General features: G+C 68.7%; 15 protein-coding genes. 11 read left to right on the forward strand and 4 right to left on the reverse strand.

Going from position 1 to position 14,592, the window contains the following annotated elements; genetic code table 11:
• Positions 1 to 10 precede the first annotated feature (10 nt).
• Complete coding sequence (locus ACFOPI_RS14975; protein WP_382175303.1) at positions 11 to 1,072, forward strand: histidine kinase; 1,062 nt, start codon at positions 11 to 13, stop codon at positions 1,070 to 1,072.
• Positions 1,073 to 1,106: 34 nt separating this feature from the next.
• Entirely contained in the window at positions 1,107 to 1,844 is a 738-nt protein-coding gene (locus tag ACFOPI_RS14980) for a LytR/AlgR family response regulator transcription factor (protein WP_382175306.1), read from the forward strand.
• A 35-nt stretch (positions 1,845 to 1,879) separates the two neighbouring features.
• Here the strand turns inward: ACFOPI_RS14980 and recJ are convergent, their stop codons facing one another.
• Both recJ and ACFOPI_RS14990 read right to left on the reverse strand, forming a co-directional pair.
• Entirely contained in the window at positions 1,880 to 3,616 is a 1,737-nt protein-coding gene (recJ, locus tag ACFOPI_RS14985) for a single-stranded-DNA-specific exonuclease RecJ (RefSeq protein WP_382175308.1), read from the reverse strand.
• Entirely contained in the window at positions 3,613 to 4,563 is a 951-nt protein-coding gene (locus ACFOPI_RS14990; RefSeq protein WP_382175311.1) for a phosphoglycerate mutase, read from the reverse strand. The genes recJ and ACFOPI_RS14990 overlap by 4 nt, the downstream gene beginning before the upstream one ends.
• A gap of 70 nt (positions 4,564 to 4,633) precedes the next feature.
• Between ACFOPI_RS14990 and ACFOPI_RS14995 the strand changes: the two genes are divergently transcribed.
• Both ACFOPI_RS14995 and lolD read left to right on the forward strand, forming a co-directional pair.
• Complete coding sequence (locus ACFOPI_RS14995; RefSeq protein ID WP_382175314.1) at positions 4,634 to 5,890, forward strand: lipoprotein-releasing ABC transporter permease subunit; 1,257 nt, start codon at positions 4,634 to 4,636, stop codon at positions 5,888 to 5,890.
• Positions 5,883 to 6,557, forward strand: a complete 675-nt coding sequence (lolD, locus tag ACFOPI_RS15000) for a lipoprotein-releasing ABC transporter ATP-binding protein LolD (RefSeq protein ID WP_382175317.1) — start codon at positions 5,883 to 5,885, stop codon at positions 6,555 to 6,557. Before ACFOPI_RS14995 ends, lolD begins: the two co-directional genes overlap by 8 nt.
• Here the strand turns inward: lolD and ACFOPI_RS15005 are convergent.
• On the reverse strand, positions 6,535 to 6,975 hold the full coding sequence (locus tag ACFOPI_RS15005) for an META domain-containing protein (protein ID WP_382175320.1): 441 nt from the start codon (positions 6,973 to 6,975) through the stop codon (positions 6,535 to 6,537). The genes lolD and ACFOPI_RS15005 overlap by 23 nt on opposite strands.
• Positions 6,976 to 7,044: 69 nt before the next feature.
• Between ACFOPI_RS15005 and ACFOPI_RS15010 the strand changes: the two genes are divergently transcribed.
• Both ACFOPI_RS15010 and ACFOPI_RS15015 read left to right on the forward strand, forming a co-directional pair.
• Positions 7,045 to 7,893: a TatD family hydrolase gene (locus tag ACFOPI_RS15010; RefSeq protein WP_382175323.1), complete on the forward strand. Its 849-nt coding sequence runs from the start codon at positions 7,045 to 7,047 to the stop codon at positions 7,891 to 7,893.
• Positions 7,890 to 8,384, forward strand: a complete 495-nt coding sequence (locus tag ACFOPI_RS15015; protein WP_382175325.1) for a DNA-deoxyinosine glycosylase — start codon at positions 7,890 to 7,892, stop codon at positions 8,382 to 8,384. The genes ACFOPI_RS15010 and ACFOPI_RS15015 overlap by 4 nt, the downstream gene beginning before the upstream one ends.
• Positions 8,385 to 8,497: 113 nt before the next feature.
• Here the strand turns inward: ACFOPI_RS15015 and ACFOPI_RS15020 are convergent, their stop codons facing one another.
• Positions 8,498 to 9,310 (reverse strand): mechanosensitive ion channel family protein, encoded by an 813-nt coding sequence (locus ACFOPI_RS15020; RefSeq protein ID WP_382175328.1) that lies wholly within the window; start codon positions 9,308 to 9,310, stop codon positions 8,498 to 8,500.
• A 146-nt stretch (positions 9,311 to 9,456) separates the two neighbouring features.
• On the opposite strand from ACFOPI_RS15020, the gene ACFOPI_RS15025 reads away from it, so the two are divergent.
• The 5 genes from ACFOPI_RS15025 (at position 9,457) to ACFOPI_RS15045 (ending at position 14,582) form a co-directional block, all read left to right on the forward strand.
• Positions 9,457 to 10,221: a spermidine synthase gene (locus ACFOPI_RS15025; protein WP_382175329.1), complete on the forward strand. Its 765-nt coding sequence runs from the start codon at positions 9,457 to 9,459 to the stop codon at positions 10,219 to 10,221.
• Between the two features lie 7 nt (positions 10,222 to 10,228).
• Positions 10,229 to 12,043: a GspE/PulE family protein gene (locus tag ACFOPI_RS15030; protein WP_382175331.1), complete on the forward strand. Its 1,815-nt coding sequence runs from the start codon at positions 10,229 to 10,231 to the stop codon at positions 12,041 to 12,043.
• Between the two features lie 13 nt (positions 12,044 to 12,056).
• Entirely contained in the window at positions 12,057 to 12,767 is a 711-nt protein-coding gene (locus ACFOPI_RS15035) for a Crp/Fnr family transcriptional regulator (protein WP_382175334.1), read from the forward strand.
• A gap of 63 nt (positions 12,768 to 12,830) precedes the next feature.
• Positions 12,831 to 13,772: a DMT family transporter gene (locus tag ACFOPI_RS15040; protein ID WP_382175337.1), complete on the forward strand. Its 942-nt coding sequence runs from the start codon at positions 12,831 to 12,833 to the stop codon at positions 13,770 to 13,772.
• Positions 13,773 to 13,784: 12 nt separating this feature from the next.
• Positions 13,785 to 14,582: an SDR family oxidoreductase gene (locus tag ACFOPI_RS15045; protein ID WP_382175339.1), complete on the forward strand. Its 798-nt coding sequence runs from the start codon at positions 13,785 to 13,787 to the stop codon at positions 14,580 to 14,582.
• Positions 14,583 to 14,592 lie beyond the last annotated feature (10 nt).

Genomic DNA, 14,592 nt, shown 5'->3' on the forward strand with positions numbered 1-14,592 from the left:
AGTGCGAGCCATGCGGGACTCCCGAATTTTATCGAGCTTCCAGGACCTGTCGTCGACCATGGGCACGCTGCCGCTGTCGCAGATGCCCGAGCACCGGCGGGAGGTCGAACTGGTGTACGACACCTGCCAGCTGGGCGTGGTGCTGCGCGTGGTGCTGTTCGTGCAGGCGATTGCCTGGGTGGCGGCGCTGTACGGAGCGCAGAGCGTGGTGGGCTGGCTGGAGACGTTGGCGGTGCTGACAGCGGCCACGCTGCCCTCGGTGCTGATCTGGCTGCTGGTGACCTGCGCGCTCAAGCGCCAGCTGGCGCGCCTGCCCATGCCGGCCCAATGGGCGGCGGGCATCGGCCTGGGCGCCGTGTCGGCGATCTATGGTTGCGGCATGCTGGTCTGGACTGGTCTGGTGTTACCGGCCCCCTGGCTGGCCAGCGCCGCCAGCGGCGCGCTGGTCGCGACCGTGGTCGTGGCGGGCCTGGTCTGGCGTCTGCGGGCCAAGGCCCCGGCCGGCACCACGGCGCGTCTGGCCGAACTGCAGGCGCGCATCCGCCCGCACTTTCTCTTCAACACGCTCAACAGCGCGATCGCGCTGGTGCGCGCCGAGCCCGCCAAGGCAGAGGCCCTGTTGGAAGACCTGAGCGAGCTGTTCCGCCACGCCCTGGCCGATTCGCAGGAGGCGGTGCCGCTGTCGCAGGAGCTGGCGCTGGCCGAGCACTACCTGGCGATTGAGCAGGTGCGCTTTGGCGAGCGCCTGCGGCTGGAGTGGAACCTCGACCCGAAAGCCGCCGGCGCGAAGCTGCCACCGCTGATCCTGCAGCCGCTGGTCGAGAATGCAGTCAAGCACGGTGTCGAACCGAGTCCGACCGGCGCCACCGTGCGCATCACCACCAAGCGCCGCGGTGGCATGGTGGTCATCAAGGTGACGAACACCGTGCCCGCCGGCAGTGGCCCACCGGGGCATGGTCTGGCCCAGGACAATGTGCGTCAGCGGCTGGCGCTGCTGCACGATGTCGAGGGTCGGTTCCAGTCGGCGCTGGTGAATGGCGTGTACCAGGTTCGACTCGAAATACCGATATAAGACAGTCTGGACGCAGGGATCAACGGAGCGTGACATGGCACTCAAGGTACTGATCGTGGACGACGAAGCGCTGGCGCGGTCGCGGTTGCGCACGCTGCTGGGCGACTGCACCGATCCGCGCGCCGAGGTGATCGGCGAGGCTGGCAACGCGGTGCAGGCGATGGACCAGATCCAGCGTGGGCCGTGCGACCTGCTGCTGCTGGACATTCACATGCCCGGCGTGGACGGCATGGCGCTGGCGGAGAACCTGCGCTCGATGGCAGCTCCGCCCCGGGTGGTGTTCGTAACTGCGCACGCCGAACACGCGGTTCACGCGTTTGAGCTGGAGGCGGTCGACTACCTGACCAAGCCGGTGCGTCTGGAGCGCTTGCAGCAGGCCTTGCAGAAGGTGCAGCGGCTGTTGACGACGGAGCCGTCGGAGGCAGGTGGCGGTTCCGAGAGCCTGCTGATCCAGGAGCGCGGCCGCAGCGAGCGGGTGGCGCTGTCGGAGGTGATCTACCTGAAGGCCGAGCTGAAGTACATCACCGTGCGCACGGCGGAGAAGGAGCACATCTACGACGGAGCGCTGAGCGATCTGGAGCAGAAGTACGCTCATCTGTTCGTGCGGGTGCACCGCAATGCGCTGGTGGCGCGGCGCTGCGTGCGAGCGGTGGAGAAGCACAATGACCCGGTTGAGGGCGAGGGCTGGACGGTGCGTCTCGATGGTTGCGACGAGCGATTGGCCGTGTCTCGCCGCCAGCTGGCAGCGGTGCGCGAATCACTGATCGGGTGATCGGGATCCCCCAGCGCCACCTGCGGCGCGGGGGATCAAACCTCTGCGGCCTCGATGAGAAAGCGAACGCGCCGCTGACCCTGCCACTCGTCGGCATCCAGCCGGAACGCAATCTTCACCGTTGACGGCAGTGGCTCCGTGTGACCGAACCAGATGCCGTCCACCGGGTCGCCCTGGTGCTTGAGCTTCACCGACAGGTGCTTCTCGCCCACCAGCCGCTGGCTGACCACCTGCACCTCCTCGCAGAACACGGGCGGCGCAAAACCCTGGCCCCACACCTCGGCGTGCAGCGTGTCCACCAGGTCCGGACGCCGGTACTGTTTGTCGAGCGCACCATCGGCTTCCAGCCGGCGCTGCAGCGTGGCGGCGTCCAGCCACTCGTGCGCCACCTGTGCAAAGGCCTGCTCGAAGGTGTCGATGTGCTCTTCGTCGATGGTGCATCCTGCGGCCATGGCGTGGCCGCCGAAGCGCAGCAGCACGCCGGGATGGCGTTTGGCCACCAGGTCCAGTGCGTCGCGCAGGTGAAAGCCGGGGATGGAGCGGCCCGAGCCCTTGAGCTCGTGCTCCTTGCCCTCGGCACCGCTGGCCGCGAACACGAAAGTCGGGCGGTGTAGCTTGTCTTTCAGGCGCGAGGCCACGATGCCGACCACGCCTTCGTGGAAGTCGGGGTCGAAGACGGTGATGGCAGGCGGCGGTTCTTCGCTCTCGTCAAACAGTTCCTCCACGATCATCAGCGCCTGCTCACGCATCTCGCCTTCGATGGATTTGCGCTCGCGGTTGATGCCGTCGAGCGTGCGTGCCAGTTCGTCTGCGCGGCCTGGATCGTCGGTCAGCAGGCATTCGATGCCCAGCGTCATGTCGGCCAGACGGCCGGCGGCGTTCAGGCGTGGGCCCAAGGCGAAGCCGAAGTCGAAGGCGCTGGCCTTGGCTGGCTGGCGCGCTGCGACGGCGAACAGCGCGGCCATGCCGGGCGGCATGGCGCCGGCGCGCACGCGCCTGAGGCCCTGGGCCACCAGGCGGCGGTTGTTGGCATCCAGCTTCACGACGTCGGCCACAGTGCCCAGCGCCACCAGCGGCAGCAGGCTGTCAATCTTGGGTTGGGTTTTCGCGTCGAACACCCCGCGTTCGCGCATCTCCGCGCGCAGCGCGAGCAGCACATAGAACATCACGCCCACGCCGGCAATGCTCTTGCTCTCGAAGCCGCAGCCGGGCTGGTTGGGGTTGACGATGGTGCAGTCCGTTGGCAGCGTCACCGCGCCGTCGACCACAGCGGGCAGGTGGTGGTCGGTCACGAGTACGTTCAGGCCGGCCTCGCGCGCGGCGCGCACGCCGGCCACGCTGGCGATGCCGTTGTCCACCGTCACCAGCCAGTCGGCGCCGCGTTGTTTCACGCGTTGCGCGATCGAGGGCGTGAGGCCGTAGCCGTCGGTCACGCGGTCGGGCACCAGGTACTCGACCCTGTCCCAGCCCAGCGGCGCACCCAGCAGCTTGAGGCCGCGCACGCCCACGGCGCAGGCGGTGGCGCCGTCGCAGTCGTAGTCGGCCACGATGCACAGGCGCTGGCCGGCGGCCATGGCATCTGCCAGCTGCTTTGCTGCGGTGGTGGCGTTCAGCATCTGCGCAGGCGGGATCAGCAGGGCCAGTGCGTCGTCGAGCTGCTCTTTGGCGGTGATGCCGCGGGCGGCGAAGAGGCGGGCCAGCAGCGGGTGCAGGCCGGCCTGCTCCAGCGCCCAGGCGGCGCGCGGCGGCACGTCGCGGGTGATGATCTTCATAGGTCTTTCAGGGTGTCGGCGATCGGCGTGGTGCCGAACAGCTGCTTGATCGAGCGGCCGATGCGCGCGAAGGCGCCGGTCGGGGCGGTGGTCCAGGTGCGGGCGTGGCGCTCGCCGCAAAGCGTGAGGGTGACGGGCTCGCCGCGCTGAACCGCTGCGAGCAGCGACGCGATCTCGGCCGCGTCCAGCACCAGCCAGGCAGCGGTCCAGGCCGTCCAGTCGCTTCGCAGCGCGGCCTGGCGCAGGGTGTCGGGCATGGCCGGGGCCTCGGCCAGCGCCAGCGACGCGTCCAGCGCACCCGCGCCGTGCACCCAGAAGCCGTTGACCGGCAGCAGGCCGCGCGCGGTGCGGGCGTCGTGCGCGGGGTGGGTGTAGAACAGCATCTGCGCCTCGCTCTGCAGGCGCTTGAGCAGGCGCGCGCCGGTGGGGTTGGCGGGGCTTTCGGCCAGCCAGGCGTCGACCATGCGTCCGCTCACCCGGTCCAGGCTGGCGCAGGCGAGGCCGCGCAGCGGCTCGCCGCTCACGTGCCACTCGGTGGCGCTGTCCCAGCGCAGCGTGAGGCCGTCCTCGGCGCACAGCGGCTCGAAGGCCTCGAACAGCGCACGCGACTCCGCGTCGTCCAGCGCCAGCTGTGCGCCCGGCAGCAGGGTCACCTGTTCCATGCCGACCTGGTAGTGACAGAGGCTGAACCACGCTTGGGGTACGGTGGGTGCCTCGCTCTGCGCAGCGGCCCAGGGAATCTGGCCGTCGGCCACCGGCAGGCCCAGCACTTGGGCCAGGGCCCGTTCGTGCGGCGGGCTGAGCTGGTGGTCGTCGCCCCGGTCGGCGGGCTGTTCGCTCAGGAGCGCCAGCAGGGCCTGCAGCTTGGGCAGTTTCAGACCGGGCAGCAGCGCCTGGCATTCGGGGGCGCTGGCGGCGGCAAAGGGAATCAGCAGGTGGTGGGGCACGGAGGGACAAGCCGGACGGGGGAACAGCCGGGATTGTCGGGGATGCCACAATTGCCGCTGGATTTCATCGATGCAAACCCCTTACGAACTCATCCTCGGCTGGCGCTACACGCGCGCCGGCCGCGCCACCCGGCGCAACGGCTTCATCTCCTTCATCTCGGGCGTGTCCATGCTGGGCATTGCGCTCGGTGTGGCGGCGCTCATCGTGGTGCTGTCGGTGATGAACGGCTTCCAGAAAGAGGTGCGCGACCGCATGCTGGGCGTGCTCTCGCACATCGAGCTGTACGACGCCAGCGGCCAGGCCATTCCCGACCTCAATGCGGTGCTGACCACCGTGCGCCAGCACCCCGAGGTGGTCGGTGCGGCGCCCTACGTGGGCGCGCAGGCGCTGCTGGCGCGCGGCGAGGACATGAAGGGCGCCATCGTGCGCGGCATCGACCCGGCGCAGGAGCCGCAGGTGGCCGACCTGGCCAAGGACCTGGCGCAGACGGCGCTGCCACGGCTGGTTCCGGGCGGGTTCGGCGTGATCCTGGGTGGCGAGCTGGCGCGCAGCCTGGGCGTGGGTGTCGGTGATACGGTCACGCTGATTGCGCCCAGCGGCCAGGTCACACCGGCCGGCGTGGTGCCGCGGGTGCGCCAGATGAACGTGGTCGGCACCTTCGATTCTGGCCACTACGAGTACGACTCGGGGCTGGCCCTGCTGCACGTGGAGGACGCCGCACGCATCTTCCGCGTCGAGGGGCCGACGGGCGTTCGCATCAAGATCCGCGACCTGCACCAGGCGCGCGAGGTCGCGATCTCGCTGGCCGGCCAGCTGCCCGAGGGCATGCTGGTGAAGGACTGGACGCGCCAGAACCGCACCTGGTTCGCGGCCGTGCAGCTGGAAAAACGCATGATGTTCATCATCCTCACGCTGATCGTCGCCGTGGCCGCCTTCAATCTGGTCTCGACGCTGGTGATGACCGTGACGGACAAGCGCGCCGACATCGCCATCCTGCGCACCCTGGGCGCCAGTCCGAAAAGCATCATGGGCGTGTTCATGGTGCAAGGCGCGATGGTGGGCGTGATCGGCACCGGCCTGGGCCTGCTGCTGGGCCTGGGCATCGCGTTCAACATCGACACCATCGTGCCGGCGCTGGAGCGCGCGCTCGGTGCCAGTTTCCTGCCACAGGACGTCTATCTGATCAGCCGCATGCCCAGCGACCCGCAGCGCGCCGACATCCTGCCCATCGCCGTGATTTCGCTGATCCTCTCGTTCGTGGCCACGATCTACCCGAGTTGGCGCGCCAGCCGCGTGAACCCCGCTGAAGCGCTCCGTTATGAATGATGTTGTTCTCCAGGCGCAAGGTCTGACCAAGCGCTTCACCGAAGGCCGGCTGGACGTGACCGTGCTCAAGGGTGTGGACCTGACGGTGCGCGCAGGCGAGACGGTGGCCATCGTCGGGGCCTCCGGTTCGGGCAAGAGCACGCTGCTGCACCTGCTGGGCGGGCTGGACGCGCCCACCGCCGGCAGCGTCACGCTGATGAAGCAGCCGCTCGCCGGACTCAGCGCCGCGCAGCAGGGCGATCTGCGCAACCGCCACCTGGGTTTCGTCTACCAGTTCCACCACCTGCTGCCCGAGTTCAGCGCACGCGACAACGTGGCGATGCCGCTGTGGATCCGCCGCATGCCGCGCGCCGAGGCGGGTGCCCAGGCGGCGCAGGTGCTGGCCAAGGTCGGGCTGTCCGAACGCCTGCAGCACCGGCCGGCGGAACTCTCGGGGGGCGAGCGTCAGCGGGTCGCCATCGCGCGTGCGCTGGTCACGAAACCGGCCTGCGTGCTGGCCGATGAGCCTACCGGCAACCTCGATCGCAGCACGGCCGACGGCGTGTTCGAGCTGATGATGCAGCTGGCCCGCGACCAGGGCACGGCCTTCATCGTCGTCACCCACGACGACGCCCTGGCCGCGCGCTGCGGCCGGGTGCTGCGGCTCACTTCCGGGGTGCTGTCCTGACGAAACGCAGCGGCTGGTCCAGGCCCTGCGCGTGGATCAGCAGCGTGTCGCCCTGCACCTCGTAGCGCTGGGCCTTCTGCAGCGCGCCCAGGTAGCGCGATTCCTGCTCGCTGCCGCCGCCGGGGCAAGCCATCTTGGTGGACATCAGCGGGCCGAATTTCAACCGATCCCGGTCGATCTCGACCGCGCCGGAAAAGCGGTTGCAGGAGCCGTGGCCCACCGCCTGCCCTGGCTGCGGGAACAGCAGCGTGGCCGCCGGCTGCGGCAGCGCAGCCTGACCGGCGATGGACTGCAGCCGCCACTCGCTGCCCCACAGAGGCTCGGGTGCCGGCGAAGGCGCAGGGGCGGCGCAGGCCCCCAGCGTGCCGGCGATGGTCAGCGCCGCGATTGAAAAGAAACGGGTGGTGCGCAGTGGCATGGGAATTCCTCCGTGGAGCCTGGTGGCCCCGGGGGTCGGGGCACAATCGTTCAAGGAGTTATACCCCCGATGTGGATCGATACACACTGCCATCTGGACGCCCCCGAGTTCGGCGCCGACCACGCGCTCGCCGTGAAGGCGCGCACGCTGGCGGCGCAGCGCGGCGTGGGGCTGTGCGTGATTCCGGCGGTGATGCGCCAGAACCTCGACACGGCTCGGCTGCTGGCGCACCGGCTGGGCGATACCTACGCGCTGGGCATCCACCCGCTGTACGTGCCCAAGGCCGCGGACGAGGACCTGGACGTGCTGGACGCGGCGCTGACCGTGCACCGCAGCGACCCGCGCCTGGTGGCGGTAGGCGAGATCGGGCTGGATTTTTTTGTGCCGGCGCTGTGCGAACCGGCGATGCGCGAACGGCAGGAGCGCTTTTACCGCGCCCAGTTGCGGCTGGCGCGCAAGCACAGTCTGCCGGTGATCCTGCACGTGCGGCGCAGCGCGGACGTGCTGCTCAAGCACCTGCGCGAGCTGCCCACCGGCGGCGGCATCGTCCACGCGTTCAATGGCAGCGCCGAGCAGGCGCGCGCGTTCACCGACATGGGCTTCGCGCTGGGCTTTGGTGGCGCGGCCACCTTTGAACCCGCGAAGCGCTTGCGGGCCTTGGCGGCCGAACTGCCGCTGTCCACGCTGGTGCTGGAGACCGACGCGCCCGACATTCCGCCTCACTGGCTCTATGCCACCGCCGCCGAACGGGCGGCCGGCCGGGCGCAGGGTCTGAACACGCCGGCCGAGCTGCCGCGCATCGGCGGCGTGATCGCCGGGCTGCGGGGGATGGCGCCTGAAGAACTCGCTGCCGCGACCACCGCCAACGCGGTACGTGTGCTGCCGAGGCTGGCGGCGCTGGCGCCGGTCGCTCCATGACCCGGCTGGTCGGCCTGCCACCGGTGATCGGGCCGCAGACCCGGCTGCTGGTGCTGGGCAGCTTTCCGGGCGTGGCCTCACTGCGCGAGCAGCGTTATTACGGGCACCCGCAGAACCAGTTCTGGAAGATCCTCGCCGCGCTCTGGTCGGTCGACCTGGTGGCCATGAGGTACGCCGAGCGGCTGGACGTGGTGCGTGACCATGGGCTGGGCATCTGGGACGTCTACGCCGCCTGCGAGCGCGAGGGGAGTCTGGACACGTCCATCCGGAATGCCGAGCTCAACGACTTCGGCCGCGTGCAGCGCGAGAGTCCCGGTCTGGTGGCGGTCGCCCACAACGGCGGCGAGAGTTTCCGCCATGCGAAGCACACCCAGGCGCTGGGCTTGCCGGTGCACAAGCTGCCGTCCACGAGTCCTGCGAATGCCAGCTGGTCGTTGGATCGCAAGCTGGCGGCTTGGGGTGAGGTGTTTCGTCTGTACGGGCTTGCTTGAGGCTGTTCTGGCACAGACCTCGCGGGCTCGCTGCGGCGGTGCGCTCTGCGTCGCTCGTGTCCCCCGGTCACAGCCTCCCCGCGAGGTGTAGGCAAAAAAAGCAGACGAAAAGATCAGCCGACCGAACGATGTGCCATGGGCGTCTCCGGCACCGGGTACCCCGCCGCACCGAAGGTCGTGACGATGGCCTTGTTGGTGTCGAAGTAAACCTGCCAGTAGTGGTCGGTGTGCGTGTACGGGCGCACACACAGCAGCGGGCCCTCTGGCGTGAACTGCAGGATCTCGATGTCCGGCGCGGGCGATGCCTTCACGTTCGGAATCGCAGCAATCACCGGCCGCAGACGCGCCATGGCGTCCATCACGTCCACGCTGTTGGCGACCTTGGCCACGCAGTCCACACGGCGGAACGGCTCGGCGCTGAAGTTCTGCACGTTGTCAGAAAACACCTTGTTGTTGCCGACCACCGTCAGCACATTGTCCGGCGTGAGCACGGTGGTGGCGAACAGACCCAGTTCCTTCACCGTGCCCAGCGTGCCGCCCGCGTTGATGAAATCGCCCACCTTGTAGGGCCGCAGCACCTGCAGGAACAGGCCGGCCGCGAAATTGCCCAGCATGCCGCTCCAGGCCGCACCGATGGCCAGTCCCGCGCCGGCCAGCAGGGCCGCGAACGAGGTGGTCTTGATGCCGAAGATGTCCAGGATGGCCAGCACCAGCACCAGGGTCAGCAGCACCGAGATGATGGACTTGAGGTACTGCGTGAGGGTGGCATCGATCTTTTTGCCCTTTTCCAGGGCGGCGCCAATCAGCCGCACCGCCACCGAGATCAGCCAGCGCCCGACCACCCAGGCGGCAATCGCGCCCAGGATCTTCAGGCCGAAGTCGGCCCCCTGGGTGCTGAGGAAATTCCAGACCACTTCCATGTTCATAATGAATCCTTTCTCCTGGAACACCTTGTCCCGATGCGATCTTCCCTCGCCCATGCGGCCTTTTTTCGACAGGTCGGTGCTTTGACGCGGGGCGCCGTGTCGTTTGCGCCACCTCTGTGGCATTCCTGTGAGCCGGGGGCGCCCCGATGAGGAGTTCTTCACGCGCCGCGGCGGGGGCTCTGCCGGACGTCACGCTCTCTGAAGATGGCGAGGTGCGTTTTCTGCACCTGGGCACCGAGTGGATCCAGGGCTCGATGATCATCGACGACCCCTTCGCCATCGAGCTGGACTATGTGCAGCGCATGATGGCCTGGCTGCTGTTCGTCGACCCGGATTCGGTGTCGAAGCGCCGCGCCATGCAGTTGGGCCTGGGCTCGGCGGCGCTGACCAAGTTCCATTACAAAAAGTTGCGAATGGACACGACGGCGGTGGAAATCAACCCTCAGGTGGTCGCGGCCTGTCGCGGCTGGTTCAAGCTGCCGCCCGATGGCCCGCGCCTGCGCGTGCTGCTGGCCGACGCGGCACAGGAGGTTCGGCAGGCGGTGCACCTGGGCAGCATCGACGCCCTGCAGGTCGATCTGTACGACCACGAGGCGGCGGCGCCGGTGCTCGACAGTCCCGACTTCTACGCCGACTGCCGCGCCCTGCTGACCGACGAGGGCGCGATGACGGTGAACCTGTTCGGCCGCGATGCCAGCTACGAGCGCTCGCTGGAAAGCATCTGCGCCGCGTTCGGGCGCGACGCGGTCTGGGCCTTCAAGCCCACCCGCGAAGGCAATACCATCGTGCTGGCGCAGCGCACCCCCCAGCGGCCCACGCGCATGGAGTTGCTGGCGCGCGCGGAAGAGATCCGCACGCGCTGGGACCTGCCCGCGGTGAAATGGCTGCGCATCTTCAAACCGGTTGACTGAGACCCGCATGAAAACCACCCACAAACCCGCTGCCCCGAAACACGCCGACATCGGTCCGCTGGACTGGCGCGTGCTGGTGGGGTGGCTGCGCGAGGACGGTGTGATCTCGGCCGACGAGGCCGCACGCACCATCGCCCGCTGCGCCTCGGCCCACAGCGCCCAGCATCCCCTGGTGCGGCTGGCGGTGGTGGGTATGTCGCGCCAGTCGGACGGCCAGACCTTGGACGTGGAGATGCTCACCCAGTGGCTGGCCGCGCGCAGCGGTCTGGAGTTCTTCCGCATCGACCCGCTCAAGGTCGATGTGGGCAAGGTGGGCGACGTGATGAGCGCGGCCTACGCCGAGCGCCACAAGGTGCTGCCGGTGCAGGTGGGGCCCGCCGAGGTGGTGGTGGCCACGCCCGAGCCCTTCGTGCGCGACTGGATTCCCGAGGTCGAGCGCCAGACGCGCAAGAGCGTGCGCGTGGTGGTCTCGCCGCCGCAGGATGTGGCGCGTTACATCGGTGAGTTCTTTGCCCTGGCCAAGTCGGTGCGCGCGGCCAGCAAGATGGGCAACCAGACCAACCCGTTCGGCACCTTCGAGCAGCTGGTCGAGCTGGGCAAGGCCAACAAGCTGGACGCCAACGACCAGCACGTGGTGCAGGTGGTGGACTGGCTCTGGCAGTACGCGTTTGACCAGCGCGCCAGCGACATCCACCTGGAACCCCGCCGAGACCAGGGCGTGATCCGCTTCCGCATCGACGGCGTGCTGCACCCGGTCTACCAGATGCCGATGACGGTGATGAACGCCATGACCGCGCGCATCAAGTTGCTCGGCCGCATGGACGTGGTCGAGCGGCGGCGCCCCCAGGACGGCCGCATCAAGACGCTGCGGCCCGGCCAGGGTCAGTCCAAGGGCGACGAGGTCGAGATGCGCCTCTCGACGCTGCCGACCGCCTTCGGCGAGAAGCTGGTGATGCGCATCTTCGATCCCGACGCCACCGTCAAGGACCTGGCCGCACTGGGTTTCTCCACCACCGACGCGCCGCGCTGGGAAGCACTGACCAAACGCCCGCACGGCATCATCCTGGTGACGGGCCCGACCGGCTCGGGCAAGACCACCACGCTTTACGCCACGCTCAAGCGGCTGGCGACCGAAGAGGTGAACGTCAGCACGGTCGAGGACCCGATCGAGATGATCGAGCCGGCCTTCAACCAGACCCAGGTGCAGCCGCACCTCGACCTGGACTTCGCGCAGGGGCTGCGCTCGTTGATGCGCCAGGACCCGGACATCATCATGGTCGGTGAAATCCGCGACCTGCCGACCGCCGAGATGGCGGTGCAGGCGGCGCTGACTGGTCACCTGGTCTTCTCGACCCTGCACACCAACGACGCGCCCAGCGCCATCATGCGGCTGATGGAGCTGGGCATCCCGCCCTACCTGATCAACGCCACGGTGCTCGGGGTGCTGGCCCAGCGCCTGGTGCGCACGCTCTGCCCGTCGTGCAAGGTGCGTGAGGACGATGCGGCGGCCGAGACCTCGCTCTCGTCGCTGGCCGAGCTGGTCAAGCCCTGGCAGGTGAGCGGCAAGTACCGGCCCTACCAGCCGGTGGGCTGTGTGGAATGCCGCATGACCGGCTTCCGCGGCCGCACCGGCCTGTACGAACTGCTGACCATCACCGAGGCCTTCAAGGACAAGGTCAACCGCGAGCCGAAGATGGAGAGCCTGCGCCGGCAGGGCGTGACCGACGGCATGCGGCCGCTGCGGCTGGCCGGGGCCGCGCGGGTGGCCGAAGGCCTGACCACGCTGGACGAAGTGCTGGCCTGCACACCACCGGTGCAATGACACCCCGAGAACCATGATTCCCATCAAGACCGAGTCGGCCTGGCGCGGCACCGCCGACTGCCGCGCCTGCGGCATCCGCGACATGGTGCTGTTCGCCGACCTGCACGAAGACGACTTCAACCTGATCCACACGCCCATCGACGACCTCGAATATGCGCCGGGACACGCGGTGGTGCGCATGGGTGAAACGGCGACCTCGCTGTTCACACTGCGCGCCGGCATGGTCAAGCTGGTGCGCAACACGGTGGATGGTCGCCAGCGCATCGTGCGGGTGCTGCGCAGCGGCGACGTGATCGGGCTGGAGGCGCTCATGGGGCCGACCTACGATTCCGACGCCATCGCACTCACCAACGTCCGCGTCTGCCGCCTGCCGCTGCAGGTGATCCAGCGCCTGAACCGTGAGACGCCGCGCCTGCACCAGCGTCTGCTGGAGCGCTGGCACCACAGCCTCAAGGAGGCCGACGACTGGCTGGCCGATCTGAATTTCGGCAACGCGCGCCAGCGCCTGGCCGGCCTGATCCTCAAGATGCGCACGGAGAACGATCCCGCGTTGTGCACGCTGTTCTCGCGCGAGGACATGGGGGCCATGCTCGACCTCAAGCTGGAGACCGTCAGCCGCACGCTCAACGCTTTCGTGCGCGAGGGCCTGATCGAACCCATGGACCGCATCGGCCGCGCCTACCGCATCGTCGACGCGGAGCGCCTGACCTCGCCCAAAGACTGAGCGCGAAGGCTCCCATCGCCGAACACGACAGCGGCGCCGGCGGGGCCTGCTGATAATTCCCGGATGACGGCCACCGCCACCCGACCGCCCCACCTCGTTTCCGGACTGCTGCTGGCCTGCGCCGGCTCCATCGCCTTCAGCGGCAAGGCCATCATCGTCAAGCTGGCCTACCGCCACGGCGTCGACGCGGTGACGCTGATCATGTACCGCATGCTGTTCGCGTTGCCCATGTTTCTGGCTTTGGCCTGGTGGGCCACCTACCGGCAGGGTGGCGGCGCGAAGCACCCGCTGACCCGCCAGGACTGGCTGGGCATCCTGGGCCTGGGAGTGACCGGCTACTACCTCGCCAGCTTCCTGGACTTCTGGGGCCTGAGCTACATCAGCGCCAGCCTGGAGCGCCTCATCCTCTACCTCAACCCCACGCTGGTGCTGCTGCTGGGCTGGCTGCTGTACGGTCGGCGCATCAGCGTCACGCAGGCGGTGGCGATGGCCGTGAGCTACGCGGGGGTGCTGCTGGTGTTCGGCCACGAGGCCGACTTCGCGGGACCGGACGCAGCCCTCGGTGCACTCCTGGTGTTCCTCAGCGCCATCAGCTACGCGATCTACCTCGTCTACAGCGGTGAGATGGTCAAGCGCCTGGGCTCGATGCGTCTGGTGGGCCTGGCGACCAGCGTGGCCTGCGGGCTGTGCCTGCTGCAGTTCGTGCTGCTGAGGCCGCTGAGCGCCGCCGAGGTGGCTCCCGAGGTGATCTGGCTGTCGGTGCTCAACGCCACCGCCTGCACCTTCGCGCCGGTGATCATGGTGATGATGGCGATCGAACGCATCGGCGCAGGGCTCGCGGCGCAGACGGGCATGATCGGGCCGATGTCGACCATCGCGATGGGCGTGCTCATTCTGGAAGAGCCCTTCAACGGCTGGATCGTGGCCGGCACGGTGCTGGTGGTGTCGGGTGTGTTCCTGATGACGCGCTTCGGCGGCCAGGCGGCGCAACCCAAACAGGACTAGGAGAAATCAAACATGGATCTGGGCATTGCAGGCAAGTGGGCGCTGGTGTGCGGCGCGAGCAAGGGCCTCGGGCTGGGCTGCGCGCAGGCGCTGGCGGCCGAGGGCGTGAACGTGGTGATGGTGGCGCGCGGGCGCGAGGTGCTGGAGGCTTCGGCCGCGGCGCTGCGGGCGGCGTCGCCAGACGTGGCGGTGATCGCGGTGGCGGCCGACATCACCATCCCCGAAGGGCGCGCCGCCGCGTTCGCGGCACCGGGCGGGCCGGGCACGGACTTCGACATCGTGGTCACCAACGCCGGTGGTCCGCCGCCCGGTGACTTCCGCAGCTGGGACCGCGAGGCCTGGATCAAGGCAGTGGACGCCAACATGCTCACGCCCATCGAACTGATCAAGGCCACGGTGGACGGCATGGCGGCGCGCGGCTTCGGCCGCATCGTCAACATCACCAGCAGCGCGGTGAAGGCGCCCATCGACATCCTGGGTCTGTCCAACGGCGCACGCAGTGGTCTCACGGGTTTTGTGGCCGGCGTCGCGCGCAGCGGCATTGCGGCCAAAGGCGTGACGATCAACAACCTGCTGCCCGGCAAGTTCGACACCGACCGGCTCCAGGGCACGATCGCCGGCGCGGCTGCCAAGGCCGGAAAGGCGGTGGACGAGGTGCGCGCCGCGCAGATGGCGCAGGTGCCGGCCCGGCGTTTCGGCACACCGGCCGAGTTCGGCGCCATCTGTGCCTTCCTGTGCAGCGTGCAGGCGGGCTACCTCAACGGCCAGAACATCCTGCCCGACGGCGGGCTGTATCCCGGCACCTACTGATCCGGCGGGG

This window comes from Hydrogenophaga luteola (genome assembly GCF_042648585.1).
Lineage (GTDB): Bacteria > Pseudomonadota > Gammaproteobacteria > Burkholderiales > Burkholderiaceae_C > Hydrogenophaga > Hydrogenophaga luteola.

Excerpts from the sequence above, each read along its gene's own strand:
- recJ (WP_382175308.1), bottom strand. The coding sequence starts at position 3,616 with ATGAAGATCATCACCCGCGACGTGCCGCCGCGCGCCGCCTGGGCGCTG.
- ACFOPI_RS15005 (WP_382175320.1), bottom strand. The coding sequence starts at position 6,975 with ATGCCACTGCGCACCACCCGTTTCTTTTCAATCGCGGCGCTGACCATC.
- ACFOPI_RS14995 (WP_382175314.1), top strand. The coding sequence starts at position 4,634 with ATGCAAACCCCTTACGAACTCATCCTCGGCTGGCGCTACACGCGCGCC.
- ACFOPI_RS15040 (WP_382175337.1), top strand. The coding sequence starts at position 12,831 with ATGACGGCCACCGCCACCCGACCGCCCCACCTCGTTTCCGGACTGCTG.
- ACFOPI_RS14980 (WP_382175306.1), top strand. The coding sequence starts at position 1,107 with ATGGCACTCAAGGTACTGATCGTGGACGACGAAGCGCTGGCGCGGTCG.
- ACFOPI_RS15020 (WP_382175328.1), bottom strand. The coding sequence starts at position 9,310 with ATGAACATGGAAGTGGTCTGGAATTTCCTCAGCACCCAGGGGGCCGAC.
- ACFOPI_RS15025 (WP_382175329.1), top strand. The coding sequence starts at position 9,457 with ATGAGGAGTTCTTCACGCGCCGCGGCGGGGGCTCTGCCGGACGTCACG.
- ACFOPI_RS15045 (WP_382175339.1), top strand. The coding sequence starts at position 13,785 with ATGGATCTGGGCATTGCAGGCAAGTGGGCGCTGGTGTGCGGCGCGAGC.
- lolD (WP_382175317.1), top strand. The coding sequence starts at position 5,883 with ATGAATGATGTTGTTCTCCAGGCGCAAGGTCTGACCAAGCGCTTCACC.
- ACFOPI_RS15010 (WP_382175323.1), top strand. The coding sequence starts at position 7,045 with ATGTGGATCGATACACACTGCCATCTGGACGCCCCCGAGTTCGGCGCC.
- ACFOPI_RS15030 (WP_382175331.1), top strand. The coding sequence starts at position 10,229 with ATGAAAACCACCCACAAACCCGCTGCCCCGAAACACGCCGACATCGGT.
- ACFOPI_RS15015 (WP_382175325.1), top strand. The coding sequence starts at position 7,890 with ATGACCCGGCTGGTCGGCCTGCCACCGGTGATCGGGCCGCAGACCCGG.
- ACFOPI_RS14975 (WP_382175303.1), top strand. The coding sequence starts at position 11 with ATGCGGGACTCCCGAATTTTATCGAGCTTCCAGGACCTGTCGTCGACC.
- ACFOPI_RS15035 (WP_382175334.1), top strand. The coding sequence starts at position 12,057 with ATGATTCCCATCAAGACCGAGTCGGCCTGGCGCGGCACCGCCGACTGC.